The 25,128-nt window shown below is 49.4% G+C and carries 26 protein-coding genes and 3 tRNA genes; 21 read left to right on the top strand and 8 right to left on the bottom strand.

Translation table 11 applies throughout. From position 1 onward, the window contains the following. Positions 1–28 precede the first annotated feature (28 nt). Together ACJJIR_RS07440 and ACJJIR_RS07445 are read left to right on the top strand one after the other, a co-directional pair. Positions 29–3,676: an ATP-binding protein gene (locus tag ACJJIR_RS07440; RefSeq protein WP_444907853.1), complete on the top strand. Its 3,648-nt coding sequence runs from the start codon at positions 29–31 to the stop codon at positions 3,674–3,676. A gap of 43 nt (positions 3,677–3,719) precedes the next feature. Next, on the top strand, positions 3,720–4,100 hold the full coding sequence (locus ACJJIR_RS07445) for a hypothetical protein (protein ID WP_444907854.1): 381 nt from the start codon (positions 3,720–3,722) through the stop codon (positions 4,098–4,100). A gap of 385 nt (positions 4,101–4,485) precedes the next feature. On the opposite strand, the gene ACJJIR_RS07450 is transcribed toward ACJJIR_RS07445, so the two are convergent. Beyond that, complete coding sequence (locus ACJJIR_RS07450; protein ID WP_444907855.1) at positions 4,486–6,360, bottom strand: poly(ADP-ribose) polymerase family protein; 1,875 nt, start codon at positions 6,358–6,360, stop codon at positions 4,486–4,488. 1,294 nt (positions 6,361–7,654) lie between these two features. Here ACJJIR_RS07450 and ACJJIR_RS07455 point away from each other — a divergent pair. The 4 genes from ACJJIR_RS07455 to ACJJIR_RS07470 all read left to right on the top strand — a co-directional run bounded on the left by ACJJIR_RS07455 (position 7,655) and on the right by ACJJIR_RS07470 (position 10,049). Beyond that, entirely contained in the window at positions 7,655–8,116 is a 462-nt protein-coding gene (locus tag ACJJIR_RS07455; RefSeq protein ID WP_444897771.1) for a 6TM ABC transporter family protein, read from the top strand. Between the two features lie 131 nt (positions 8,117–8,247). Beyond that, positions 8,248–8,721 carry a free L-methionine (R)-S-oxide reductase MsrC gene (gene msrC, locus ACJJIR_RS07460; protein ID WP_444907856.1) on the top strand — a complete coding sequence of 158 codons (474 nt, stop codon included), beginning with the start codon at positions 8,248–8,250 and terminating at the stop codon, positions 8,719–8,721. Continuing rightward, entirely contained in the window at positions 8,721–9,467 is a 747-nt protein-coding gene (locus ACJJIR_RS07465) for a spermidine synthase (RefSeq protein WP_444907857.1), read from the top strand. The genes msrC and ACJJIR_RS07465 overlap by 1 nt, the downstream gene beginning before the upstream one ends. Positions 9,468–9,593: 126 nt before the next feature. After that, positions 9,594–10,049: a hypothetical protein gene (locus ACJJIR_RS07470; protein WP_444897768.1), complete on the top strand. Its 456-nt coding sequence runs from the start codon at positions 9,594–9,596 to the stop codon at positions 10,047–10,049. A 48-nt stretch (positions 10,050–10,097) separates the two neighbouring features. Here ACJJIR_RS07470 and ACJJIR_RS07475 read toward each other — a convergent pair whose 3' ends face one another. Genes ACJJIR_RS07475 through folD form a run of 3 tightly spaced genes read right to left on the bottom strand, consistent with a single transcriptional unit; the run spans position 10,098 to position 12,665 of the window. Then, positions 10,098–11,114, bottom strand: a complete 1,017-nt coding sequence (locus ACJJIR_RS07475) for a class I SAM-dependent methyltransferase (protein ID WP_444907858.1) — start codon at positions 11,112–11,114, stop codon at positions 10,098–10,100. An 8-nt stretch (positions 11,115–11,122) separates the two neighbouring features. Continuing rightward, positions 11,123–11,827 (bottom strand): 16S rRNA pseudouridine(516) synthase RsuA, encoded by a 705-nt coding sequence (gene rsuA / locus ACJJIR_RS07480; RefSeq protein WP_444907859.1) that lies wholly within the window; start codon positions 11,825–11,827, stop codon positions 11,123–11,125. Beyond that, positions 11,820–12,665: a bifunctional methylenetetrahydrofolate dehydrogenase/methenyltetrahydrofolate cyclohydrolase FolD gene (gene folD, locus ACJJIR_RS07485; protein ID WP_108733712.1), complete on the bottom strand. Its 846-nt coding sequence runs from the start codon at positions 12,663–12,665 to the stop codon at positions 11,820–11,822. The genes rsuA and folD overlap by 8 nt, the downstream gene beginning before the upstream one ends. Before the next feature lie 340 nt (positions 12,666–13,005). Between folD and ACJJIR_RS07490 the strand changes: the two genes are divergently transcribed. The 3 genes from ACJJIR_RS07490 (at position 13,006) to ACJJIR_RS07500 (ending at position 13,368) form a co-directional block, all read left to right on the top strand. After that, a tRNA-Pro gene (locus ACJJIR_RS07490) sits at positions 13,006–13,082 on the top strand. 18 nt (positions 13,083–13,100) lie between these two features. Continuing rightward, a tRNA-Arg gene (locus ACJJIR_RS07495) sits at positions 13,101–13,177 on the top strand. Positions 13,178–13,292: 115 nt separating this feature from the next. After that, positions 13,293–13,368 (top strand) — tRNA-His (locus ACJJIR_RS07500). Positions 13,369–13,499: 131 nt separating this feature from the next. On the opposite strand, the gene ACJJIR_RS07505 is transcribed toward ACJJIR_RS07500, so the two are convergent. After that, a complete protein-coding gene (locus tag ACJJIR_RS07505; RefSeq protein ID WP_444907860.1) occupies positions 13,500–14,216 on the bottom strand; it encodes a tyrosine-type recombinase/integrase in 717 nt (238 codons plus the stop codon). Positions 14,217–14,278: 62 nt separating this feature from the next. On the opposite strand from ACJJIR_RS07505, the gene ACJJIR_RS07510 reads away from it, so the two are divergent. From ACJJIR_RS07510 to ACJJIR_RS07530, 5 genes are all read left to right on the top strand, one after another. Beyond that, positions 14,279–14,443: a hypothetical protein gene (locus tag ACJJIR_RS07510; protein ID WP_444907861.1), complete on the top strand. Its 165-nt coding sequence runs from the start codon at positions 14,279–14,281 to the stop codon at positions 14,441–14,443. 85 nt (positions 14,444–14,528) lie between these two features. Next, positions 14,529–14,900 (top strand): DUF2190 family protein, encoded by a 372-nt coding sequence (locus ACJJIR_RS07515; protein ID WP_444907862.1) that lies wholly within the window; start codon positions 14,529–14,531, stop codon positions 14,898–14,900. A 7-nt stretch (positions 14,901–14,907) separates the two neighbouring features. Beyond that, positions 14,908–15,075 carry a hypothetical protein gene (locus ACJJIR_RS07520; RefSeq protein ID WP_444907863.1) on the top strand — a complete coding sequence of 56 codons (168 nt, stop codon included), beginning with the start codon at positions 14,908–14,910 and terminating at the stop codon, positions 15,073–15,075. 837 nt (positions 15,076–15,912) lie between these two features. After that, complete coding sequence (locus ACJJIR_RS07525; protein ID WP_444907864.1) at positions 15,913–16,191, top strand: hypothetical protein; 279 nt, start codon at positions 15,913–15,915, stop codon at positions 16,189–16,191. A 105-nt stretch (positions 16,192–16,296) separates the two neighbouring features. Next, positions 16,297–16,596, top strand: a complete 300-nt coding sequence (locus ACJJIR_RS07530) for a hypothetical protein (protein ID WP_444907865.1) — start codon at positions 16,297–16,299, stop codon at positions 16,594–16,596. A gap of 28 nt (positions 16,597–16,624) precedes the next feature. On the opposite strand, the gene ACJJIR_RS07535 is transcribed toward ACJJIR_RS07530, so the two are convergent. Beyond that, positions 16,625–17,566 (bottom strand): IS110 family RNA-guided transposase, encoded by a 942-nt coding sequence (locus ACJJIR_RS07535; protein WP_444907866.1) that lies wholly within the window; start codon positions 17,564–17,566, stop codon positions 16,625–16,627. 158 nt (positions 17,567–17,724) lie between these two features. Here ACJJIR_RS07535 and ACJJIR_RS07540 point away from each other — a divergent pair, with 158 nt between their 5' ends. Together ACJJIR_RS07540 and ACJJIR_RS07545 are read left to right on the top strand one after the other, a co-directional pair. Further along, complete coding sequence (locus ACJJIR_RS07540; protein WP_444907867.1) at positions 17,725–18,282, top strand: hypothetical protein; 558 nt, start codon at positions 17,725–17,727, stop codon at positions 18,280–18,282. A gap of 18 nt (positions 18,283–18,300) precedes the next feature. Then, positions 18,301–18,642, top strand: a complete 342-nt coding sequence (locus ACJJIR_RS07545; protein WP_444907868.1) for a hypothetical protein — start codon at positions 18,301–18,303, stop codon at positions 18,640–18,642. A gap of 37 nt (positions 18,643–18,679) precedes the next feature. Here ACJJIR_RS07545 and ACJJIR_RS07550 read toward each other — a convergent pair whose 3' ends face one another. After that, positions 18,680–19,621 (bottom strand): IS110 family RNA-guided transposase, encoded by a 942-nt coding sequence (locus ACJJIR_RS07550; protein WP_444907869.1) that lies wholly within the window; start codon positions 19,619–19,621, stop codon positions 18,680–18,682. An 845-nt stretch (positions 19,622–20,466) separates the two neighbouring features. Here ACJJIR_RS07550 and ACJJIR_RS07555 point away from each other — a divergent pair. The 3 genes from ACJJIR_RS07555 to ACJJIR_RS07565 all read left to right on the top strand — a co-directional run bounded on the left by ACJJIR_RS07555 (position 20,467) and on the right by ACJJIR_RS07565 (position 22,004). After that, positions 20,467–21,099, top strand: coding sequence for a hypothetical protein (locus tag ACJJIR_RS07555; RefSeq protein ID WP_444907870.1), 633 nt, complete (start codon positions 20,467–20,469; stop codon positions 21,097–21,099). 157 nt (positions 21,100–21,256) lie between these two features. Further along, positions 21,257–21,529 (top strand): hypothetical protein, encoded by a 273-nt coding sequence (locus ACJJIR_RS07560; RefSeq protein WP_444907871.1) that lies wholly within the window; start codon positions 21,257–21,259, stop codon positions 21,527–21,529. 91 nt (positions 21,530–21,620) lie between these two features. After that, positions 21,621–22,004: a hypothetical protein gene (locus ACJJIR_RS07565; protein WP_444907872.1), complete on the top strand. Its 384-nt coding sequence runs from the start codon at positions 21,621–21,623 to the stop codon at positions 22,002–22,004. Positions 22,005–22,032: 28 nt separating this feature from the next. On the opposite strand, the gene ACJJIR_RS07570 is transcribed toward ACJJIR_RS07565, so the two are convergent. Beyond that, positions 22,033–22,974 (bottom strand): IS110 family RNA-guided transposase, encoded by a 942-nt coding sequence (locus ACJJIR_RS07570; RefSeq protein ID WP_444907036.1) that lies wholly within the window; start codon positions 22,972–22,974, stop codon positions 22,033–22,035. 639 nt (positions 22,975–23,613) lie between these two features. Here ACJJIR_RS07570 and ACJJIR_RS07575 point away from each other — a divergent pair. Beyond that, a complete protein-coding gene (locus ACJJIR_RS07575; protein ID WP_444895975.1) occupies positions 23,614–23,922 on the top strand; it encodes a transposase in 309 nt (102 codons plus the stop codon). Between the two features lie 8 nt (positions 23,923–23,930). Beyond that, positions 23,931–24,776 carry an IS3 family transposase gene (locus tag ACJJIR_RS07580; RefSeq protein ID WP_444905485.1) on the top strand — a complete coding sequence of 282 codons (846 nt, stop codon included), beginning with the start codon at positions 23,931–23,933 and terminating at the stop codon, positions 24,774–24,776. Positions 24,777–25,128: the final 352 nt, after the last annotated feature.

A 25,128-nucleotide genomic window follows, 5' to 3' on the forward strand; every position in this document is an offset into this window, starting at 1 on the left:
TTGAAAAGACCGTTTTTTTGAAAAGACTATGTTCCTAAAAAAACTGATCCTGATTAACTGGGGCAATATCCCGCAGTTGGAATATGATTTCGGCCCGATCAACTTGTTTTCCGGTGGCAACGGTTCCGGTAAAACCACGGCGGCTGATGCTATCCAGACATTGATGACCGCCGCCCACGATACCCTGTTTACCTTTAACCCGGGGCAGGATGAAACCACCCAGCGCGGGCGGGGTGGCAAGCAGGTGCGGACGCTAGCTTCCTATGTACTGGGTTGTGACGACGGCAGTTACGCTCGGGTAGAGCCCACCGACTGTTACATTGCCGGTATTTTCCATCCCACCAGCGGTGAAGACGATGCTGAGCCTTTTACTGCAGTGATGGGTATTCGCGCACACCTGGATGCCAGCAGCAAACCCGCCCAGGCCCGCCAAAGTGATTTGCGCTTTTTCGTATTCCCCGGCGAGCAGTTGGTGATGGGGGATTTTGTCCGGGATTACACCGATGGTAAACACCTGCTGCCGCTGGATAAATTCAACCAGGTCCTGAGCAAGCAGTTCGAAAAAGTAGAGCAGTACGACAAGAAAAAGGCCTACCTGCGCCGCCTTTACGGCGCCCTGCGCGGACGCCGCGATGCGGTCTCCGATCGCGAGGCCATGCACGCCGCGCGCACTTTTGCCAATTTTATGGCCTACAAGCCAGTAAAAAGCATCAACGATTTTGTCGCCCAGGAAGTATTGGAAAAACGCGATCTGGGTGATGCCATCCGCTCCGTATCCGAGCTGATGAAAACCATTCACAGCATGGAGCAGGAAGCCCGCCAGATTGTGGAGCGGGTCAGTTCCCTGGAGGCCATCGCCCAGTCGGTAGAGCTCTACCGGGAGCAGTGGTTGCAATTGCGGGTGCAGGAATATTTGTGCGCACGCCACCACCAGCAGCGGGTGCAAAAGAGTTATCTGAGCGGCAAGAACGACCAGAAAAAACTGCGCAGTGATCTGGATAACAATGAGCGGGAAGTGCGCGTCGCTTCCGAGCGCGTCGAGCAACTCAATGGCCAGCTGGTAGAGCTTCAAGCCCAGCGCCTGGGTATCGATGCGCTGCGCAATAAGGACGAATTGGAACAGCGTATTAACAATGCCCTGAGCCTGCTGTCCCAGCAGCACACCCCCATGTCTGCCGAAGAGGCCCGCTGGCGCGAGAACCGCGAGGCCGCTGAAGAATTATTAAACCTGCTCAACTCCACCTCCGCCGAGCTGGAAATTCCCGCCTTCTCCGATAAGGCACTGGTGCAGGCAATTAAGCAGGTAGCCCGCGAGGAAGACCTGCCGGATCTGCACAAGTTGTTGGGCAAGGACTGGATCGATCTGGCTGCATTGGAGCCATTGCGCGAACGCGCTGCCAGCAGCGAAGCTCTACAGAACCGCCTCTTCGATCTGCTGGATAGCAGTGGCAAAGCTGGCGCCAGTGATGAGGTTTCTCCCAAAGAGCAGATTGCCCAGCAGGCCTCCCGCTGGGAGCAAAAAGTCCAGCAACTGCAAAAGCAGCTGCGCACCCAGGAGAGCCGCATTCAGCATCTCCAGGCCAACCGCGTGCGTTACCCCCAATCGGTGGAAGCGGCCCTGGCCGCAATTCGCGAGCAGTGCCCTGAAGCGGAGCCCCGCGTCCTGTGTGATTATGTGGAAGTGCTGGATGAGCGCTGGCAGATGGCGATTGAAGGCTATCTGGGCGGCGCGCGCTTCTCGATTATTGTGGAGCCGGAACACGAGGCCCGCGCTATTCGTATCGTGCGCAGCCTGCCCGGGCGCAACAACCGCGCCCGCGTGATCCAGGGGGACAAAGCCCGCAGAGATGCGGAGCGCCTGGATACGCCGTCGGGCTCCATTATCGAACTGATGGAATTCACCCATAAAACTGCCGAGCACTATTTGCGCGCTTCTTACGGTGCCGTGGTGCAGGTGGAGGATGAACACGAGCTGCGCGGCACCCGCCGGGGTCTGACTGCCGACGGTATGGCCAGTGGCAACTACAGCATGTGGCGCTGCGATATGGACGATGCCGAGTTGGTGTTCGGCCAGGGCGCCCGCGCTCGCGCACTGGCGGCGCAGCAGCGCGCTATGGAGCAGTTGCTGGAAGAGGCCGCCCACGTCAACGAGCGCCACCAGCTCTACCGCCGCGTTACCAACGCGGTGCGCGGACTGGCGAATATCAAGCTGTTGTCCATTGTGGATTCCGCCCTGGCGGCACAGCGGGAATGGCGCAGCGCCGAGCGGGCTCTGGAAAACCTGGACCTGAAGGACTTCGAGCAGTTCGAGCAGCAGGTTGATGAACTCAAGGCCCAGCTCAAGGACCATCAAAAGCAGTTATCTGATCTGCAGCGCAAGACTGGCTCCCTGGAAACGAAATTAAAGAGCAACGAAAAACTCTTATACGCCCTGTCTGGCGAGCTTGAGTCCCTGGACGATGCCGCCAGTGACAGCGAGGAAATGGTAAGGCGTATTACCGCCATCGACCCCACTTTCGATGCCGAGCAAGTACTGGTTACTGCTGATGAGCAGGTAGAGCGCGCAGCTGACAACTTCGACTTCTCAGCGGATATCGAAAGTTGGCAGGGGCAGCTGGAGAAATACAGTCGCCAGTTGGATCGCGCGGTGATGGAGTACAACGCCACCTGTGCCAGCGTCGATACCCTGGTATTTGAGCCAGACTTGAGTGGCGGCCACAAAGATGGTTTGTTCAAGTTGATCAGCGGTCTCGGCGATCAGGTAGAGACCCTGCGCAACCGCCTGAAGAACAACCTGCTGGTGGAGCGCCACGATCAATTGCTGGGATTGAAAAAATCCTTTAACACCACTTTTGTAACCCACTTGTGCCACGCTATTTACCAGTCCATTAACGATGGTAAGCGCGTGTTGGATGATCTGAACAAAGAGCTGGAACACCACCGCTTTGGAGCCGACCGCGAGCGCTTCCGTTTCGACTACCAGTGGGTGGCGGAATTCAAGGAGTACTGGAGCTTCTTTAAGGCGGTAATTGAACTGCCGAATCTGGGTGAAGAGCAGAGCCTGTTCGACACGGACTTGGCTCCCAAGCACCGCAAGGTGCGGGATCGCCTGTTGAGTATGCTGCTGAGTGAAGACGAGCAGGTAGCGCGGCGCGAGCTGGATCGGATCAGCGACTATCGCAACTACCGCAGCTATGAGATCTATAAGGAACCGGAAGGCAAGGAGCCGATTGCGCTCAGCCAGTACGGCACCGGTTCCGGCGGTCAGCTGGAAACGCCGGCTTATATTATCCGCTCCGCAGCGGTCACTTCGGCCTTCCGCTTTGGTGAAAGCGGAAGCCATTTGCAAATGGTGCTGGTGGATGAGGCCTTCTCCAAAATGGATGAGTCCCGCTCCAAGGAAGTGATCCGTTACCTGACTGAAACCCTGGGGCTACAGCTGCTGTTTATTATGCCCAGCAGTAAATCCGGGCCTTTTATGGACCTGATCTCGAATCAGTTTGTATTCAGCAAGTGCCCCAGTGCCAAGCCCATCGGCCAGCTGAATACCCGAGTGTATGTTGATCGCAAGGTGTGCAACCAGGAGCGTATCGCCGAACTCTGGGCCAACCACCGCCGCACGATTCGCCAACAGGCATCGCTGGATTTTATGGACCTGGTAGAAGTAGAGGGATAGGTATTTTCGGGGGGAAACCCCTCCATTGGCAGGGAGGCAACCGATGGAAAAGACATTGCCCTATTGGGTAGAGGAAAACCCGTTGTTAATCGGCATCCTGAATTTTATTCTGGATCGGCGGGACAGCCAGCTGGAACGCGGCAAGGAAGCCCGCATTAGTTTCAGGCTGGATTTGCGCGCTGGCAGTAAGCGCTGGTTGGAAGTGTTGGAGCCCCTCAGGGACCCCGATCAAGACGAGCAGGAGCTGTGGAATGAATTGCAGCACTTTGCGCGGGAATACCAGTGTTTTACGGTGAAACCGAATCCGAAAAGGCGGCCGGGTATTGCTGAGTGGCAGGGAGCCCAATTGATTTTTCGGGATGCCAGCGAGGAACAGCTGCGCCTGTGGCTCAATCGCCCATCCCAAGGACTGCGCCGCTATTAATTTAAAAGGTTGCAAATTCTTGAGCCAGGTTTTTCCTGCTTCCTGGCATTTACAAGGCCTCTTATCCTTGTGCCCCATACTGCCAACTGAAATTCAGGAGGAGGGGGGTTATGAAGGGCCCGTGCTCATGGGTTCTGATGAAATAAGGCGGTAGCCTTGTTATTCGCTCCCCGCTCCCTCCGGTATATTCAGCAGCGGAGGGTGAGTGCTTTATGCGTAAGTGGCACTTGGCTTGCCTGAGTTGGGTAGCCTGAGCGTAGCTTACTTTTAGGGTGTAATTTGGCTAAACAGGCCTGATGACCAGTGAATTAAAGATAATTTAACAGAGACCAGCAGGCTATGGTAAAGCCTGCTGGTCAAGCCCTATATCTTAAATTGGGTTGTCTTATGGCAATGGCAGGCTTCCTTCACCGACAGGGGCTGCAATTCCCATTTCCCACTCTATAAGCTGCTTGATTCCGGCCTGAAATCCGGATTGGAGTACCTCAATACTGGATGGGATTACCACCGCTCTCTTCGCCAGATTAAACCCCATGATGCTTTCTGTGCTTGCTTCCCCTGTGGTTTCGACCCCTCTTATCAAAAAGTCACCAGCGTCCCAAACGTCTTCCCCATACAGGTTGACAACTTCAGTAATGGCTTCGCCTTGATCTAGTGCAATACCGATATTCTGCATAGCATTGGCTTCCGCTGTGGGCAGGTAGACTCTAAGCAATTGCCCGCCGCTAAGAGAGGCTGTTTCTTGATCTATGGTATAGCCTGCTGCGACCTCGGGACTGTCAGCAAAGTAGAATCCTCGCCACGCTTGCCCCTCGGGGAAACCGCTAATAGCTTCTATTCCTTGGTTGACTATACTGACGGCATTACTTGCTGTTGTTCCGTGGTACCCAACAAACCGATAACCAGCTCTTTCCAATGCGGCATGTGCAGACTCTATCAATTCAGAAGAAAGGGCTCCTTCAGTACCCGCTGCTGCACCTGTGAATGTTTGGCCGAGTAGCTCCGAAGCAGCTGGGGCTATTTCAGAAGCAGTTGCTGCTGCGCCAGCTTCTTCCAGTGCCGCTAAGCCCTCCTCAGTCGCTATCGCCGTACCTTCAGCGATGCCTTCCGTAACTACTATTTCACCACTGATCAATGCACTATCGGCCTCTAACACGGCGGGTGTTGCTGCGCCCCCGGTTGCAACGATTGCTACTACCGATGCGACTGCTGCAGCGGCCCCTATAGCTATGCCTGAATACGAAAATCCGAGTTCGGCACCGTAGATCATTTTTCCATCCAGGGTTATATCGAAATGATCTCTATATTGCCTAAGCTTGGAATACTCTTCGTCACTCAGTGGTGTAACATAAGGCTCCTGATCTGGATTGCCATGCGCAGCTTCATATATTAGTTGCGCAGCAAGTACACCCTCTGATCCTGTATGCTTTCCGTATGGATTTACGAGGGCGTCAATATGATGCGCGAGTTCCTGAATAAAAATGATTTCTCCTTCTATTATTGGGTCTTTGCTATTTATATATTTATTACTAAAATAGATCGTACCTTCTTTGTATGCTCCCCTAAGCTCTACTGGTTGACCGGTGGATATATCTTTTATAGGTACACCTTTTACACTCGCACTGGATTTTGATGGGTCGAAAATGACAACCTCAGGAAACCAATCCATACTTCCGGAATTAAAATTATTTGCTAATGATTGAGCAATGTTTTTATCATAGTTTTCGCCAAAGACTGCGCTCATCCATTGCTCATCCTCTAAGTAAGGTAGCAATTTTTGTGTGGCTAGATTTTTGTAATAATCAAGACGGTCAATGTCTCTATAATACCCTACTGCACTAGTGGCGCTTCCCCACCAGGGCTTATGGCTACACAATCTAGATGCATCCTGATCATGACTAAATATTACACAGGATTTTGCAGGTAAAACTACCAAATTGTCATTATATTTAGGCACCCAGCCACCATGCGGATAGGCCCAACTATGCACATAGCCATCAACTTTAAATGGGGTAGCATTTACCACAAATTCATAGTTGCCATGGTATTGACCAAAATACCCCTGCTTTTTTGTAAATAGCTCTTTACACTCATCTTGGGAGGTGTTTGGATATATATCTAGGCGACAAAATGCATATAGTTGCTTTGCTCCTTGATATATTAACGCATTATTTTTTGTGTGAACTTCATCTGCAAAAGATAAATGAGAGATGGCTAAGGTCAATAAGCAAAACCTTAGCCTATTTTTTAAATTTCTCATGATTTAGTACACCTTTCTATGTTTGTGACAAGTACAGCGATATGTTTTGAAATAAATTCACTATGCACTTACTAAACTTGCGGTCTAGTGAGAAGTCAGCAAAGCTAAATTTGGTTTTCGGTGTTAACTTTAATATTTTTTTTAAGGGTTGATATCAATATTGGTCATACTTTTTTATATTATGGTCTAAAGGTTATTTTTGTAGATTATTATTTGGTCTGCTTTAATGGAATATAATTGATTTTCTGATTAATGCCCATTCTTAGTGCCTGGGAGCAAAAATATTTAAATTTGAAGAAAACATTTAAGGGGCTTCTGAAAGGCCTGCAGAGATATCGTGAAATTATTTAGAGACCTCTTAATTTATTTTATTGTAAAATATACATGGGGGGTAAGAATCACCCAAAAAATATACCTTATTTCATTAGATTCAATCCATTATAGTTGTGAGGTGGTTTCTAAATTCCCGCGATAACCAACACACTTGCGATAGCGGAGAAGGCCAGTTGGCTATAAGTTTAGATTGCCTAGATAAGTGACACGCGCCTGCCGACTAAGAGTTTCTGCAGGCGTCAGTAATTTAAAATTTTATTGATACGGAATACTGCATTATCAACCTGGTGTTTCGGCAGATTTATAATTTGAACCCCATACGAGAAGAAACGTTTCAATAGCCGTTGATGTTTGTTTAGTTACTGTTTCCTGGAGTGAATTTCTGCCTCGCTCAGGGTTCTTGTATTTGTGATTAGATGGGCAGGTGGTCGTTATTTGAACTGCTAATCAGACAGTAAACGGTTGGATGGCAGGTTATTTTTCATGCTTCTCAGTCCGCATGGATCTATCAATTTGCTTGGCCCTTGTGGGTTGAACTGCTTATTTGCTATGCAGCGCCAGCTAGTGAACGAGCTCAGCGCTATAAGGGTCGTGACAAAATATAGGATCCTTAGTTTGAGGTGGACCTATTATTGGAATGACTGAGCCGTTGCTCAATCGCTCGGGCTGGATAGACCTGCCTGTTGGGATTTCAATCTGGTATGGTTTTGGGGGTAGCTAGCCTTCATCTCCACTATCGCCAAGTTTGTCAGTTATTGTGGGAGTTTAGAGAGAGGTAGGGACACCCGTCTAAATTTGTCGCTATTCGATAAATTTTAATTGTTTGTTTTTATGGAATGGTGACTTTCAAGGCGTCAGTAGGCGTTTGAACTTGTTTTTTATGCGCAATTTCTCGGAAGATAGAAAAAATATGCTGTAAAAATGCCCCTCAGAATAACAAGTGCAGTTTCCGGAGTTTGCTATGCGTCAGTTTTCCATCCTGGTCATTTTTGCGTTGGCCTTTGGCGGCGCCGCCGTGATGTACGAAAAGGAAAGCCGTAAAGTAAAAGGTGTGTTGACCCAGATTACTGAACTTCAGGCGCAGATGGGTGATTTACAGGCGGAGATCAACCGCCTGAACAGTGAGTTGGAAACCGTGAAGCTTGCGGAACGCCGCCGCCCTAATCTCAGTGCTATGGCCAACCGTATTCGCCGTGAAGGTAGCGGCAATCCCGCACAAGTTGCGCCCAAGCCAAAAGTGGAAGACCGCTTCGAAAAGTCGCGCAACCTGATGCAATCAGACGTTACCAGCGCGCCGCCGGCTATCCAGTCGAACACTCGTAGCAACAATGATGAAAGTGAGTGGTCTCGCCCAACTGTAGATGCCGATGAGTATCGCGGTGAGACCGGTGAAGAACCCGCAGTGGTCGATCCCTACCAGTAATTTTGCACGCAGCATATTGATTCCCTCGCCAAAGCCCGCAAAATACCTGCCTCCCGCAGGATACTGTTTTGCGGGTTTGCCAGTTTTAGCTGACACGATTTGAAATTATAAGTGGGCAAGGGGCGTTAGGTATGTCGCTGAACAAGTTTTACACCACCTTAAATGGGCAGCTGGAAGGATTGCTTTCTGGAGAGCGAGACTGGCTGGCCAACACCGCCAATGCCAGTGCGCTGTTGTTTATGGAGTTGGAAGATATCAACTGGGCCGGTTTCTATTTCCTCTACGGTGATGAATTGCGTTTGGGGTCCTTCCAGGGCAAGCCTGCCTGTACCCGGATTCCAGTGGGCGCCGGTGTTTGCGGTACTGCTGTTTCGACCGGTGAATCCCAATTGGTAGAGGATGTGCATCAGTTCCCCGGCCATATCGCCTGCGATGCCGTGTCAGCTTCAGAGGTGGTGGTGCCGCTCTATGACGAAGCGGGTCGTTGCCTGGGAGTGTTGGATATCGATAGCCCCAGTGTGGCGCGCTTTAGCGAGGAAGACCTGGCGGGCCTACAGGATTTTGCCCGGGTATTGCTCAAGTCCTCAGACCTCCCGGCGAGCTGATGGCGCTGCTTTGGCAAAAGCAGGTTGGCGATACCTGCTACCAGGTGCGCAACCATGGCGCCAGTGTGCGCCTCTACAGCAATGGGGTTTTCCATTCTCAGTGGAATCCCCGCGATCCCCTCAAGGGCTCCCTTTGGGAGCTGTTGCTGCTACCGGCATTTTTCCTCCCTGAAGAGCGCTTGAATTCGGTATTGGTGCTCGGCGTTGGTGGCGGTGCCCTGATTCGCCTTTTGCAGGCGTTCACCTCCGCTAAGCGTATTGTCGGCGTAGATTTGGACCCGGTGCACCTGGATATTGCCCGTCGCTTCTTTGATGTGCGCGATGTTGAGCTGGTGTGTGCGGATGCCTGTGATTTTGTGCGCGATCACTTGAAGCGACCCTCTCACAGCACTTTCGACCTGGTGATTGACGACTTATTTGGGCACTGCGGAGGCGTAGCGCAGCGAGCGGTGCCCGCCGATAAGTCCTGGTGCTCCAGTCTGATGCGCCTGCTTCATAAAGATGGCGTGCTGGTCAGCAACTTCGGGGATAGGCCCGAGCTACAGAACAGTGCTTGGCGCGATAAAGCTATGCGTGAGCGACTCGGCGGTGCCTGGATGGCCTATATGCCCCAGTATGAGAATCATATCCTGGCAGTGAGCAGAAGAACTCTGCGCAAAGGTGAGCTGGCGGCCAGGGCCCCAGAAAAGATCAATCCCGCCAACCCCAATCGGCGCCTGGATTTCCGCATGAGCCAGCTTCGCTAATCTCGACAGCCCCCACAGAGGCCGGCTCCTAAAATCCCTGTCACTTTAATAGTGATATTCATTGGCGCCCTTTGTCACCTCGTGACTATACTCAAGGTGAGCGAAGTGTTCTGCCGGGATCGATTGATGCGGTACAAAACTGTTGAGGAAGTGATTCAGGAAGGAAGGGATTTTCATGCCAAGTTGGCGCTGCAGTACGAAGAGTATGAGCAGCTTGCCACCAATGAACGGGTCGAGTTGCTGCTGGATCAGCTGCGACGACGGGAAGATTCCATGAAGCACTCACTGGAAAATTTCCATGAAGACCTGCCCCCTGGAGCCCTACATACCTGGGTGCAATTTGCCCCGGAAGGGCGAGAGAAAGAATTTTTGCAGCGCTTGCGCGGCATTGATATTGAAGACTTGGAGCAGATTGCCAAGTTGGCCATGGATATCGAGATCTACCTGGCCGATCAATATCGGGATCTTGCCCAGGGCGCTGAAACCCCATCGGCACGGGATGCATTCGAACGATTGCGACAACTCGAAGAGTTGGAAGAGCATACGCTGTCGATGAACTTGTTTAATTTGCGCGATTACTAGCCTTTAATCCTGTTTCCAGGCGACTGCTGCCGGCCTGCGCCCCAGCTCTTAGGGGCGCAGTCGGTATACGCAAAATCCTTGCTCTTTGGTGATTAAATCCACCTGGGAAAAATAGCGGGGCCCTTTTTTCGCTAGGGGAATAAATTCATTCACCACAAAAATCGCAGCGCCGGAATCTTTGAGAATCCGAGCACTCTGCTGCAGAAAGCGATCGGTCAAATCTCCCTCCACCTGAAAGCCCTGGTGGAAAGGTGGGTTGCACAGCACCAGATCGGCGATTTCACTTTCCAGTTCAGAGCCTGCATCAGAGGGCACAACGATGCCTTCGACTCCCTGTTCGGTAAAATTCTTGCGGCAGGCCAATAGAGCAGCGGCGTTATTATCCGTAGCGGTAAAATGATATTTACCCAAAGCGGCTAATTGCATACTCAGGTAGCCATAACCACAACCGAGATCAACAATACGAGAACCGTCCTGTGGCAACTCCGTCGTTAATTGCTGGGCGAGTAGGGCACTGCCTTTATCGATTTTGTTCCAGCCGAACAATCCCGGCTTGGAGTAGAGGTCGCCAAGCTCGGGCAGCTTCTGTAACTGGGCGTACTGAAGCTCACCGATTGGATTGCCGGTGTCCTCGTGAGCGACAACATTACTGCTCAGGTAGTCGTTGCCGTTTTTTTGCAGGTGCTTGGCAGTGCCCAGGCGCTCGGCTACTTTCGCAGCGTAGCTTTTGATTCCGCTTTGCTTTTCACCCAGCAGAACCAACTCGCCACCTTCACCGAGGAAGTGGGGTGCACAATCAATAATATGGTGAACTATGGCCTTTTCTTTTGAAACGGCGTAGACAATACGGCGGTATTTGCGGTCCAGTTCTTCAAAGTGGAAATCGTTGAAGAAGCTCCGCTTCACCGTATTTTCGGCGAGTTCGGCAATATCCCAGCGGTTACTGATTAAATCTCCGGCAAAATGAAACCCCTCCTGGTGTAAGAGGGGTTTGCTGTTTTCATCGGCGATCCACAGGGTTTCCTCTGGGGCCTGGATAAGTTCCTGATGTAGAAGGGCTGACATATCTTTTTTTAATTGATAGAGGCAATTTCTTCAGGGGTCAGGAGGCGGTAATCACCTTCCTGAAGTTCTTCATCCAAGATGATTTCGCCGATCTTTTCCCGGTGCAACTCCAATACCTTGTTGCCCAGGGCTGCAAACATACGCTTCACCTGATGATAGCGCCCTTCACCGATGGTGATGCGCACTTCGTTGGCAAAGAGGATCTCCAGCTTGGCGGGCTTGGTTCTCTTCTTTTCGTTATTGAGCCAGACACCCTTGGCAAGCTTGGCCACGGCATCTTCCTCAATTTTCTCGGCCAACAGAGCGTAGTAGGTCTTGTCGCAATGATGGTTGGGGGAGGTCACCTTGTGGGACCACTGGCCGTCATCGGTAAGCAGCACCAGGCCGGTGGTATCAATATCCAGGCGCCCGGCAATATGCAACTTTTCCTTGTTAGGCTCATCAATCAGGTCCAGCACCGTGGGGTGCTCGCCATCTTTGGTGGCACTGACATAGCCCAGGGGCTTGTTCAACATAATGTAGCGGGGCCCCGGTTCGTGCAGGGGCTCATCATCCAGGCACAACTCATCACTGACTTGTATTTTGGTGGCCGCATTGGTGATCACCTCACCATTAACGGTAATGCGCCCCGCCCAGGCGGCGCGCTTTACATCAGTGCGGGAGAGGTCGGTGACCTGGCTGACCGCTTTATCCAGACGAATCAGGTTAGCCAATTTTACGCTCACCGGAATCGACAGATTGATAGATCAGGGTATTGATGGTCATGGGACCAACGCCACCGGGTACCGGGGTGTAAGCTGCAGCGCGTTCGGTCAGTGGGCCCAGCTCGATATCGCCGACACCGCCGGGGTGGTAACCGGCATCCACAACCACAGCGCCATCCTTAATCCACTCGGCCTTGATAAACTCAGGCTTGCCCACGGCGCCCACTACGATATCGGCGCGGCGGATATGCTCGGCCAGGTCTTGGGTGCGGGAGTGGCAGATAGTCACGGTGGCATTGGCATTCAACAACATGGCCGCCATCGGCTTACCCAAAATGGGGCTGCGACCCACAACTACGGCGTGCTTGCCTTCCAATTCAATATTGTAGGCTTCCAGCAGGCGCATAATTCCTTTAGGAGTCGCGCAGCCATAGGCCTCTTCACCCATTGCCATACGGCCAAAGCCCAGGCAGGTTACACCGTCTACATCTTTCTCCAGGCTGATCGCATCAAAACAAGCGCGCTCATCGATCTGCGCCGGTACCGGGTGCTGGAGCAGAATGCCGTGGACGTTGGGGTTGGTGTTGAGTTCTTCGATCTTAGCGAGCAGCTGCTCAGTGGTGGTGGAGGAGGGCAGTTCCACCTGGAGGGAGTCCATGCCGATTCGGCGGCAGGCATTGCCCTTCATCTTTACGTAAGTGGCGGAGGCGGGGTCATCACCTACCAGAATGGTCGCCAGGATTGGCGTTTGGCCACCACTCTTTTCCTTTAGTACGGCTACCCGAGCCGAGAGTTCCTCTTCAGTTTTCTGTGCCAGGGCCTTGCCGTCCAGAACCAGTGCAGACATAGATACTATCTCTAACAGTAAAAAATCGATGGCTAATAGACCGGAATCTGCTTCAGCACCTACTTTATATAGAAGGGCGGAAGCCGGCGATTTTTAAAAACGCTTACTTTTTATCCGGTCGGATTCGCGAAGTGCGCCATTTTCGCACAGGTTGGAAATAATTTCGCCACTTCTGGGCCCAGATAGGCAAAAGGATAAACTTCTTTAAAAATAATAGCTTAGAAGCGTTGACATGGGCCGGGGGTATCATTACTATGCACGCACTTCGCAGCTACAGCGACTTACGCAACCACCTACGGGGCGGTTAACAGGGTCAAAGAGGTGCGAATGATTGGAAAAACGGGGCATAGCGCAGTCTGGTAGCGCGCCTGCTTTGGGAGCAGGATGTCGGGGGTTCGAATCCCTCTGCCCCGACCAATTTTCCGGGTTCACCTTGCGCCCGTAGCTCAGCTGGATAGAGCATCCGCCTTCTAAGCGGATGGTCGCAGGTTCGAGTCCTGCCGGGCGTGCCATCTTTATAAGATGGTGCTGGTTTGGCAAAAAGGACTTAGTCTGAAGTCAGATTGGCTGCAAGAGGTATCCGGTAATCAGTACTGCCACAAGGTGCTGAAGTATATCACTTTTATGGTGGCCGTAGCTCAGTTGGTAGAGCACAGGATTGTGGCTCCTGAGGTCGCGGGTTCGATCCCCGTCGGCCACCCCAGATTCTTCCTTGTTTATCAAGGACTTAAAACCCCGCCGAGTGCGGGGTTTTTTAGTTTTGGGCCTTTGAGGGGTAATTCGAGGGGGTAATTTTTACCACAATCGATTTTTTCAGCCCCTCCGATTGGACATTCATCCAGTGTCCTTTGGCGTATCTTCCTTTCCCTTGATTCTCGCCTTGTTAAGAGAAACAACTTTATCGGCGGTGTGGTTGTAGCGCTCCATCATGCTGCGAGTCTTGTGCCCGCTGAATTCCTGCTTGTCGCCTTCGAAATCTGAGATACCTTTAATCTTTAAATCATGAAATCGGAAGCGGGCGGGTAGGGCGCCGGCCTCATTGGCAGCTCTTTGCTCTCTGCTCCAGGTGGTGTTGAATCCGTCTCGGGTGAAGCGCTGACCAGTTCGGCCGCGAATTAGATACATGCTTTGCGACCTGGAAGTGGTGTTGCTTTTAAGTGCCAGCTCAACGGCATCGTGCAATCGGTCAGTCCAAAGCTTCAGTTGCTTCTTGCCGGTCTTTTGTTGGCAAATCAATAAACCTTCTTCGGTGATATCTTGCCGCTTCAGTGCGAGAACATCTTGCTGGCGAGCGGCGCAAAGATAGGCAATCTCCATTGCGGCCGCGTGGGCAGTATGCCCCTTGGACTCTAGCCAGTTATAGAAAGCTAAATATTCGGAATCTTCGACATACCGCCCAGCCTGCTTTTCCTTGATTGGCTTGACCGCCCTGGCTGGGTCTTCGATTGATACGAGCCCGCGAGCCTTTCCCCATCGAAAAATAATACTGAGAAATGTGCGCTCCCTGTTTGCTGCGGTAGGGTATTGCTGCCCGCGTGTATCCATATACATTTGAATCACAGGTGATGTGATGGAGTCCGGAACTGCTTGGCCAAAGGCGGCCTCTATCTCTTTTGCGTAATATTGCCGAAGTGCTCTACTTCGATGGGCAGCAAGCCTCGGTCCTACAAGAGCAAAAAGGCTGGAGTGTCGATGGGGTAGATTTCAAAGTGCGCCTGGATGCGGCTGCCAAAGCCTGGGACCCCAAAGGCATGGTGAAGACACCAAAAGCCAGCTAATCGCTAGCTCTAACAACGTTCATTGAAGAGGCCGCATCGCGCGGCCTTTTTACTTTCAGCTATTAACCCAATCGAGAGAAAGAGAATGGCTACTAACTTTGTGCAAGACGGACGCATGCTGGATTACACCAATAGCACCAGCGCGGATATTACCTCTGGCCAGGTCGTGCCGGTCGGTGCAGTACTGGGTGTAGCAATGGATGATATCTCCGTGGGTGAGCCCGGTGTGATTGCTATTGATGGTGTATTCAACGTGCCCAAGGTATCCGCCGCAGAGATCAACCAGGGCGAAACTCTCACCTGGGTGGTTTTCTCTAAATCGTTTGATAACAACACAGCCACTGCAGCTACTAGCGATATTACTGGAGCAATCGCTTTCGCCGCAGAGGATGCGGGTTCCAGCGTTACTAGCCTGACGGTTAAATTCACCGGCGTACCGGGCACCGTTAAATCCTAGGTGAACCATGGATCTGGATCAGAGAGCCGACGAGCGCGCGTTTCGCAAATGGGGCAAAGCCGCTACCTATGATGATGGTAGCGGCGGTGAGCCTATCGACTGCCGCGTGATAAAAGATCAGGAGGTTGACGAATTCGAGGAAGATGAGCGTGTGCGGTGCCGCCTATTGAGTTGAGTCTGCTGGTGAGTGAGGTAGGGGCTTATAACTCGGAGGTGGTGATTACCCTTGGTGGTATGGAGTATAGGGTGCGCAAGCGGTTGGGTGATGATGGGGTGGTTTGGCGGGCGTTGGTGGATGTATAGCCTGAGTGGGTAGGTCAGCACAGGATTTATGATCATTGTGATTGTTATTTTTTTGAGTTGCTCAAACATGCAGGAAAATTCTTTAAAATCATTGGCTTAAAAGATCGGTTAAAAATGGGGAAAGTGCTCAAATTGATCATTTTTCTAGATGGGGCGTTGGTGCCAAGTGAGCATAATCTATTGATTTAGTGGAAGAAGACGGTGTGTTGGCCTAAATTTGTCTCAGAAATAGTAGTCAAGATAAAAGTGATCATGATGACCACTATATAAATGTTATTGGTCGCTCGCTCCAGTTTTGCGGGGGTTCAATAAAGAATAGCAGGTAATTATTAGGTTGCTGTATAAAAAAACAGTATTGGCGGGAAAGCCCATAGCCAACGGTTCGACCTTCATGTAAGCTTCGAAGCTTCAGCGACGCTCGCATAACGAAGTTAATGCGGACGGCGCAGCCGCTTCGAAGCAAGGCCGCGAACCTAGTGCTGCTAGTTTCTCTCTCCGAATCGTGGTAGACAATAAAAGAAAGATATTTGTAGTGGATTTGTACACAGTGCCACGAGCAACAAATAACAACCCGATTATGCGGAAACCTAAAAGTTGTCATTCCCTTTGCTTGCACAAAGGCACTGCCAACTTTCTTAACGGTTCCGCATATCTATTTTCGTTAAACGTAAATATGGAAAGAACTGTAGTATCAATAAGCTGGTCCACCATGTTATTTTTAGTGGTAACAGTGGTTTTAGGTAGGGGAGAGCTTCCTGAGCATGCAATTATTCCTGCTCTAAACACCGCAGCTTTTTGGGCGGCTGTTACTGGGCCGTTTTGGCTTATAGGTATTTCTACAGTTTCACTAATTGCAGGTTGCATTGCCATTAGCAAAGGTAAAGCAGCCAAAAATAACTCTATCGCTCAAAAATATGGCTGGGGTTTAGCGGGCGTGGCGCCTATGGTATTTATATTTACAACCTTAATTGTTGCGGCGCTATTATGAGCGCTGAAACGTTTAACAAGGCGCTGTTGTCGCAGCCTTCGGCTGCTGGGACGGCCTGCTGCGCAGTCCGCCCCAAAGCTTAGCGTTAACTGTATTCACTGAGCCATGAGTAAAGCTAAAGGAATTGCAATAAGAACTATACTGGCTGCAGCGTTCGTCATTGCTATATCGTTCTTCTTCGGGGCGAGCTTATATCTGTCTCTTATCATTGTTGCTGGTTTGGGTATGTTTGGTGAAATAATCCATATGCCAGAAAACATGCCGGGCGCTATCGATAATCCAGATGGCAAAGAGTTGCATCCAGCTAAAGCAATCTGTATTGGTTTGGTCGTTGTTCTGGTTTTAATTGGTTTTGGGATTCTTTTTCCGGAGTTATATGGTTATGGTTTTGGTACAAACAGTTAACAAGTGACTATGGTTGCTCGTCAAGTTTTTAAGGCATACTTTCATCCCAGTAGGTGTTATTTTTCACCATCGTATTCAGGATCGTAATCTGCTTTCTCATGCAGGCAATCAGAGCGACCTTTTTAGGTTTGCCAGCGTCGACTAATCGCTTGTACATCGGCTTTAGTTTGGGATGATGCTGTATGGCCGACATGATGGAAACAAACAAAACCGTTCGTACACGATGCCTTCCACCCCGAATATATCTCTTTCCCTGGAAGCTGCCGCTATCACGGTTCATCGGGGCGATACCGACAAGTGCAGCGATTTCTTTACGGTTCAATTTTCCTAGCTCGGGAAGTTCACTCATCAATGTATAAGCCAACACATTTCCAACCCCTTTAGCGCTCAACAATAGGTCCCGCCTTTGCCGCCACTCAGACACACTGTTAACCAGTTTATCCAGTTGCTTGTCGATACCTTGTAACTCTTTCTTGATGGTGTTTAGAATGGCCTGTATAGGTTTGTGCACTGATTTAGGCATCCTCTGAAGCCGATTCTTTTGCATTGTGCTCATCTCTAAACATTGACTTCTTACCGCCAGTAAGTCACTGATCTCCCTAAGTTTTTCTGGCTTTAGCTCCGATAGTCTTGGCTTCATGGCCTCACCAAAATGTGCAATATCCATTGCATCTAGCTTGTCAGTTTTGGCGAGGCGCCCTGCGGATTTGGCGAAGCTTCTTATCTGTGAAGGGTTGCAAACAACAACAGGTAATCCTGCTTTGTCAGCGGCGCAAACAAACTCTAATTCGAGTCTTCCTGTAGACTCTATTAATACTCTTTGAGGTTTAAGAGATTGTAATTGTTTAATGGCATCCTTAATGCCATTTTTATCATTGGCAACACTAAAAAATTGGCCAGTAGGTCTCACATAAATATCGAGTTGTTTACTGCTGGTATCGATACCGACATTGATCTCTTGAGGTTCCATAAGATAAGCTATCTCCGCCTTGCTATTCGGGCTCGAGGCCAACATGACTATCCGAGTTATGCCTAGTGAGTGTCTGTCACGCTCCTACTTGTTAACGGTCTTTATAAACCGGCGCAGCAACGAACTGTGACAAACAAGGCCTTCGGTGGCCGCCGAAGGTGGGTCTCAATTTACCCGTTTGCGAAAAGGATTTTCAACATCAGAATCAGGCAAGAACAACCATACAAGCAGCAGCACCCTCGGCCTTTGGCCTGGACCTCCTTCCGCTGCGCTTCAGTCGGCCGGTGTGCTGGGCGTTAGGTGAAATCGTGGATCGACTTATTACTATAATTTTGTCAATTGCATTATTAATATGTGGCGGCTTGCACGTTTATTTTGGCGGCTTACTGGTGCAAGTTGAAAGAAGAGTCATTTTTAGCAATGAGCTTCTGAGTAGTGGAAGTGATAGTAGCTTCTTAGTCTGTCTTGGGTTAATGATTTTCCTCGTTAGTTTAATCTCTGGGCTGCGCAGAAAAGGAATGTTTTTGTCTTGCACCTTTAGTGTCTTATTCTTTGATTTTATGTTGTTCTTAGCAAACCTGGATGTGCCATTAATAGAATCTGTAAAACATGGTGATTTCACTTTATTGGTAGCATTTATATTGGCACATTTTCTGATAGCATATCACCTAACAAGTAAAGGCATCGGACTGCGAAAACCGCAGCCGCTGCTTTAGACGTTAAGTGTCCGCATCATGAAATACATCGTGCCACTACTGTCCTTATTCCCTTTACCAGCGCTGGCTGAGGTATCAGATAAGATGACCTCTATTCCTGTAATGTGGGCTCAGGGTGCAGTCGGCGCAATAATACTAATGTTCTTAATTTGGCGTTTTATCTGGGCAAGTGTTTTAGGTTTTCTGGTGGTAGCTTTTTTTTCTTATGCGTCTTACGCTACTTTTGATAATCCACATATAGGCCCAGCAATAATCAAAGAGCAAGGTATACCGTATATTGTCGCAGCATATGGATCTGCAGCCCTTATGGCGGTCGGTTTGTGTTGGGGTATCTTTTTAAATCGCAGGCGCTGCAAGTAATGCACTTAACAAGTGACTATGGTTGTTCGTCAAGTTATTAAGCCATACTTTCATCCCAGTAGGTATTATTTTTTACCATCGTATTCAGGATCGTAATCTGCTTTCTCATGCAGGCAATCAGAGCGACCTTTTTAGGTTTGCCAGCGTCGACTAATCGCTTATACATCGGCTTTAGTTTGGGATGATGTTGTATGGCCGACATGATGGAAACAAATAGAACCGTACGTACACGATGCCTTCCGCCTCGAATATATCTCTTTCCCTGGAAGTTGCCGCTATCACGGTTCATCGGGGCGATACCGACAAGTGCAGCGATTTCTTTACGGTTCAATTGTCCTAGCTCAGGAAGTTCACTCATTAACGTATAGGCCAATACATTTCCGACCCCTTTGGCACTCAACAATAGGTCACGCCTTTGCCGCCACTCGGACACACTGTTAACCAGTTTTTCCAGTTGCTTGTCGATACCTTGTAACTCTTTCTTGATGGTGTTTAGAATGGTCTGGATAGGTTTGTGTACTGATTTCGGCATCCTCTGAAGCCGATTCTTTTGCATTGTACTCATCTCTAAACACTGACTTCTTACAGCCAGTAAGTCACTGATCTCCCTAAGCTTTTCTGGTTTTAGCACCGACAGCCCTGGCTTCATGGCCTCACCAAAATGTGCAATATCCATTGCATCTAGCTTGTCAGTTTTGGCGAGGCGCCCTGCAGATTTAGCGAAGCTCCTTATCTGCGAAGGACTGCAAACAACAATAGGTAATCCGGCTTTGTCGGCGGCGCAAACAAACTCTAACTCGAGCCTTCCCGTAGACTCTATTAATACTCTTTGAGGTTTAAGAGGTTGTAGTTGTTTAATGGCATCTTTAATGCCATTTTTATCATTGGCAACACTAAAGAACTGGCCAGTAGGTCTCACATAAATATCGAGTTGTTTACTGCTGGTATCGATACCGACATTGATCTCTTGAGGTTCCATAAGATAAGCTATCTCCGCCTTGCTATTCGGGCTCGAGGCCCACATGACTATCCGAGTTATGCCTAGTGAGTGCTTATCACGTTCATACTTGTTATCGGTCTTTTACGAACCAGCCAAGCAGCGAACTGTGATAAACAAGGCCTTCGGTGGCCGCCGAAGGTGGGTCTCAATTTACCCGTTAACGAAAAGGATTTTCAACATCAGAATCGGGCAAGAACAACCATACAAAGCCAAGCACGACCGCCAGCAAAGCTGGCTGGACCTACATTCCGCAGCTTCGCTGCTCCATTTCGGCCCGTGTTGGCGGCGTTATGCAATCAAAAGAGTGCCCAGAATGAAATACCTACTTTCTCTACTAATGATTAGCCTGCTTCCAGGTATCGTCTATGGTGAGGGTCTTGGATAAGCTGGTCATAACAAAGAAGGTCAGAGTGTCGGTGAAAAATTAAGTGAGTTAAAAGGCGATAAATCTTTTAATGTCTACGAGCAGGGCGGGTGGACTATCGCTAGTTCTCAAGATGGCGTGATATACAGTTTTACTCCAGCAAATCATCCTGCGCATCCAGCGTATGTGGAGCGACGAGTAATTGAACGCGATGGTGCTATCTATATAGAAATGTCGGCACGCTGTGGGGCATCAAAGGCAGCTTGTGATGATCTTGTAAGGTCATTTCAAGAGTTAAACAAAAAAATCATCCAGAACATGGGTGGATAAATGCATAATAAGGCCATTAAAAGCCGGCCGCAAAATGCGCGGCCTACGACGCTCCTATCGTCGCGCGTTTTATGGCGGCGTTATCTGGCGTGAAGTTGAACCAGTGGGGCATTAATCGACCGAGACTCAAATGAAACTCGACAGCGGGATCCGGTTAGAAAGCGACGGCGAGCAAGCTGATTTGTATGCACTCGACGAAATCAACACAGCGCTGGCGCCGATCGGCGCCCGGATTTGGGCGCAGGATTGGTCGGGCCTCTCCAACGACCTTAAGGCCTTTTTGGCCGATCCCGAACCTTCGACGGAGCGTGTCGCGGAAGTGATGCCACACTTTCTGCTATCTCGTGAACGTTTACTGGAAATCATCGCCCAGGCGGGACGCGAGCCCCATATTCCCGGAGGCGGAGAGCTGGCCACACTGGACGAGACCCATGGCGTTTCCTATCCGCAACTGTATGTCGCACAGGAAGGTGAGGACTTTTCGCGTTTTGACCGAATGCATGTGAACATTAGCGCCGACGGGACGCCTGTCGATGACGTGGTACAACTTCTCTGCGGCAGCGGTTTGCTTGTGCACTTCCGTATTCCTTCGGGCGGGACGTTCAAAGTATATCTTGCCTGCCCCACGCCCGATGCTGGCTGGCTTTTAACTTTTGATTGCGCCATCCCATTTATCGGCAGCTTTAGCGGCGCTTCGGCTGGGGCCAAAGCCGTCACCCAAGTTATCGGCCCGGCACGTTGGAGAATGGAGTATCTTGAATAGAGATGTCTGCGCAGCTAACGGACGCGTTCAATCAATGGAAAAGGCAACAGCCAGATAACAACGCGTTGCACCGGAGTAAGGGCGTCGTCCTTCCTCCAGCTACCCAACCAAACGAACGCCACCGTTAAATGTCTAAATGATTTTAGGGATTGAGACAATGGGCATTTTTATTGTTTTAGCCTCGCTTCTTTGCTGGTTTTCGATTTTATGGGGGCCAGCAATTTATAGCTTTAGGAGAAAGGGGTTCCCAATAAAGTCAAAACTAGTGATAGCTACACTCGTAGAGCAAGTTCTCTTGGTGGTTCTCTTGGTAGTATTGGCTGAAGTTGTAGGCCTCTTAAATCCGGGAGGGCTAATTTTAGCACTTACCATAGCTGTTTCAGTTGGTGGCTTTTTTATAATAAGGTGGCTTTGTGCCAAAAACATTTAACAAGTTTATCAACCATTGCCACTGCGTGGCTGGACTGCCAAATCTACGGTTCGGCTGCCGGTTATAAAGGCGTTAGGAGCTCAACAGAGAAATGAGAGTAATTCTATTTTTGTCGGTATTCTTTCTCACTCAATTTGCTCACTCAATTGAATATATTGGTGTCACTCAAGACGGTATTGATAGCGCATACAAAGAAGCTATGTCAAAGCCCGGGATCTCTATCACTGAAGAGTACAGCTATAAAAAGATAGCCGTCCCTAGCGAGCGAACAACTTATTATTTTACTCTACCAGAACACCCCGCCCATCCCGCTGTTGTGATCCAAGAAGTAATCGAGGAAAATGGCGCTATCTATTTACAAGCAACAGGAATCACAGCTGGAGATCGAGATATTTTCGAGCAATGGTTACGTAATTTTGAGCAAATGCATGAACGTGTTCGTAAACAAATGCAAAATCGTGCCAGCGGCTCCTAACAAGTGACTATGGTTGTTCGTCAAGTTATTAAGCCATACTTTCATCCCAGTAGGTGTTATTTTTCACCATCGTATTCAGTATCGTAATCTGCTTTCTCATGCAGGCAATCAGAGCGACCTTTTTAGGTTTGCCAGCGTCGACTAATCGCTTGTACATCGGCTTTAGTTTGGGATGATGCTGTATGGCCGACATGATGGAAACAAACAAAACCGTTCGTACACGATGCCTTCCACCCCGAATATATCTCTTTCCCTGGAAGCTGCCGCTATCACGGTTCATCGGGGCGATACCGACAAGTGCAGCGATTTCTTTACGGTTCAATTTTCCTAGCTCGGGAAGTTCACTCATCAACGTATAAGCCAATACATTTCCGACCCCTTTAGCACTCAACAATAAGTCGCGCCTTTGCTGCCACTCAGACACACTGTTAACCAGTTTATCTAGTTGCTTGTCGATACCTTGTAGCTCTTTCTTGATGGTGTTTAGAATGGTCCGTATAGGTTTGTGTACTGATTTCGGCATTCTCTGAAGCCGATTCTTTTGCATTGTACTCATCTCTAAACACTGACTTCTTACCGCCAGTAAGTCACTGATCTCCCTAAGCTTTTCTGGCTTTAGCACCGACAGCCTTGGCTTCATGGCCTCACCAAAATGTGCAATATCTATTGCATCTAGCTTGTCAGTTTTGGCGAGGCGCCCTGTGGATTTAGCGAAGCTTCTTATCTGTGAAGGGTTGCAAACAACAACAGGTAATCCTGCTTTATCAGCGGCGCAAACAAACTCTAATTCAAGTCTTCCTGTAGACTCTATTAATACTCTTTGAGGTTTAAGAGGTTGTAATTGTTTAATGGCATCCTTAATGCCATTTTTATCATTGGCAACACTAAAGAATTGGCCAGTAGGTCTCACATAAATATCGAGTTGTTTACTGCTGGTATCGATACCGACATTGATCTCTTGAGGTTCCATAAGATAAGCTATCTCCGCCTTGCTATTCGGGCTCGAGGCCCACATGACTATCCGAGTTATGCCTAGTGAGTGCTTATCGCGTTCATACTTGTTATCGGTCTTTTACGAACCGGCCAGGCAGCGAACTGTGATAAACAAGGCCTTCGGTGGCCGCCGAAGGTGGGTCTCAATTTACCCGTTAGCGAAAAGGATTTTCAACATCAGAATCGATCAAGAACAACCATACAAGGCCAGCCAGAGGACGCGCCAAAGCGCGCCCTGCTAAAGGCGTTATGTCCTTCGAAAACTGCAAATAGAAATACAACGAAAATGAAAGCGAAGATAATCGGAAGAAGGATAACGTATTTTCTCTCAGGTTTGATCTTCCTGTTAGGGGCCACAATTAGCTACTTCTTGAGAGATGGTCTCGGCACAGATATGGTTGATTCTCAAGGTATTGTCGCATTAATCCGTACGGTAGAAGGGGCATGGCCCGCGTGGGCAGTTTCTTTATTACTGGCACTTTTAGCTCGCTGGTTAGGACATAGCAATCACAGGCAGTGAGGCTCAGGCCTCTGCTGTGGGCGCTAAGTATAAGACTTACCCACGTTTAGTAGACACCCTGTATAGTTAGGTTTAGGCCTAACACGGAGGTGTATCATGGGTAAGAAAAGAACTCAGGCGTATACGGAGGAGTTCCGCAGAGAAGCAGTTAAGAGAGCGGAAAAGCCTGGAGCAACAACGGCTTCTGTGGCGCGAGAGCTAGGCGTCAGCGCACAGCAGATCTACAACTGGCGTCGTCAATTTAATCGACTGTCTGATAAGCAGTTCAATAGTTTAGACGGTGTCGACTATTCCAAACAGGAAAGCGCTGAAGTTCGCAAACTCAAGAAGGAGCTGCATGAAGCTCGTCAGGAGGTTGAGTTTCTAAAAAAGGCAGCTGCGTACTTTGCGAACCACCAAGAGTAAAGTACGCATTGATACAAGAGCATGTAGGGTCATTCCCGGTTAGCTTGATGTGTCGGTGTTTAGAAGTCTCAAGATCGGGTTATTATCGATGGCGGGGGCGATTGCCATCTGCTCGCACGATTAGAGAGATACGAACAATCGAGAAAATCCGAGAGACGTTTGCTGAGTTTAAAGGTCGTTATGGCGCGCCTAGAATTGCTTGCGAGCTTCAAGAGTTAGGTGAGCCATGCTCGCGGAACTACGTCGCTAAGCTTATGCAACAGGAACATATTAAAGCGAGAAACGGCAAAGGCTTTCGATATAGTCAGCCCGTGGAGGGGAGCATTAACGTCTCCGCCAACTTACTTAAGCGTTGCTTTGATGTGGATCGACCAAATTGCCGCTGGACCAGTGACATTACGTATATCTGGGTTCTGGATAGGTGGCTATACCTCGCGGTAGTTATGGATCTGTACTCTCGACGTATTGTAGGTTGGGCATTCGACTCGCAGATGACCGATGAATTGACACGTCGAGCATTGAAAATGGCCCTAGAGCGACGACCAATAAAGCCTGGACTGCTAGTTCACTCTGACAGGGGTGTGCAATATCGATCGCAGAAATACCAGGATCTCTTGTCCGAAAGCAAGTGCAAGCCGAGTATGAGTCGCCAGGCTAACTGTTGGGATAATGCGGCAATGGAATCATTCTTTAGCAGGCTAAAAGTCGAGCTGGTCTATGCCGGAACATTCGAAAGCGAAGAGCAAGCAAAATCTGAGGTGTTTGAATACATTGAGATTTTCTACAATAGGGTTCGTAGGCACTCTGCATTGGGCTATGTAAGTCCAGCAGAGTATGAGCGAAAATACGCATAGTTAGAGTGTCTACTTTTTGTGGGCAAGACCAGTATGAAAAATGACTAATATACTAATAGGGCTTTCGGCTATTCCTGCGATTCCAGTTGTACTCTATTTATGGTCAATTCTGATAGCAGGGTTTGGCCCAAAGAATGGAATATGGATGCTGCTACTTCTCACTGGGATCTTTTCGTTGTTTGGTATTCTAGGTCTAATTTTGGCAGCCTTCAAAAAAACATACGAAAATAGAAAGCGTCGAAGTGTATCTGTGGCTCTTATTGCTTGCGGATTCTTAGCTGTCGCAACAGGATACGCAGGAATATATGTAGGCCACTATCAAGGACCTCCGGGAGGGCTACACCAAGAGGTA

It is taken from the genome of Microbulbifer maximicatervae (SeqCode), assembly GCF_052467385.1.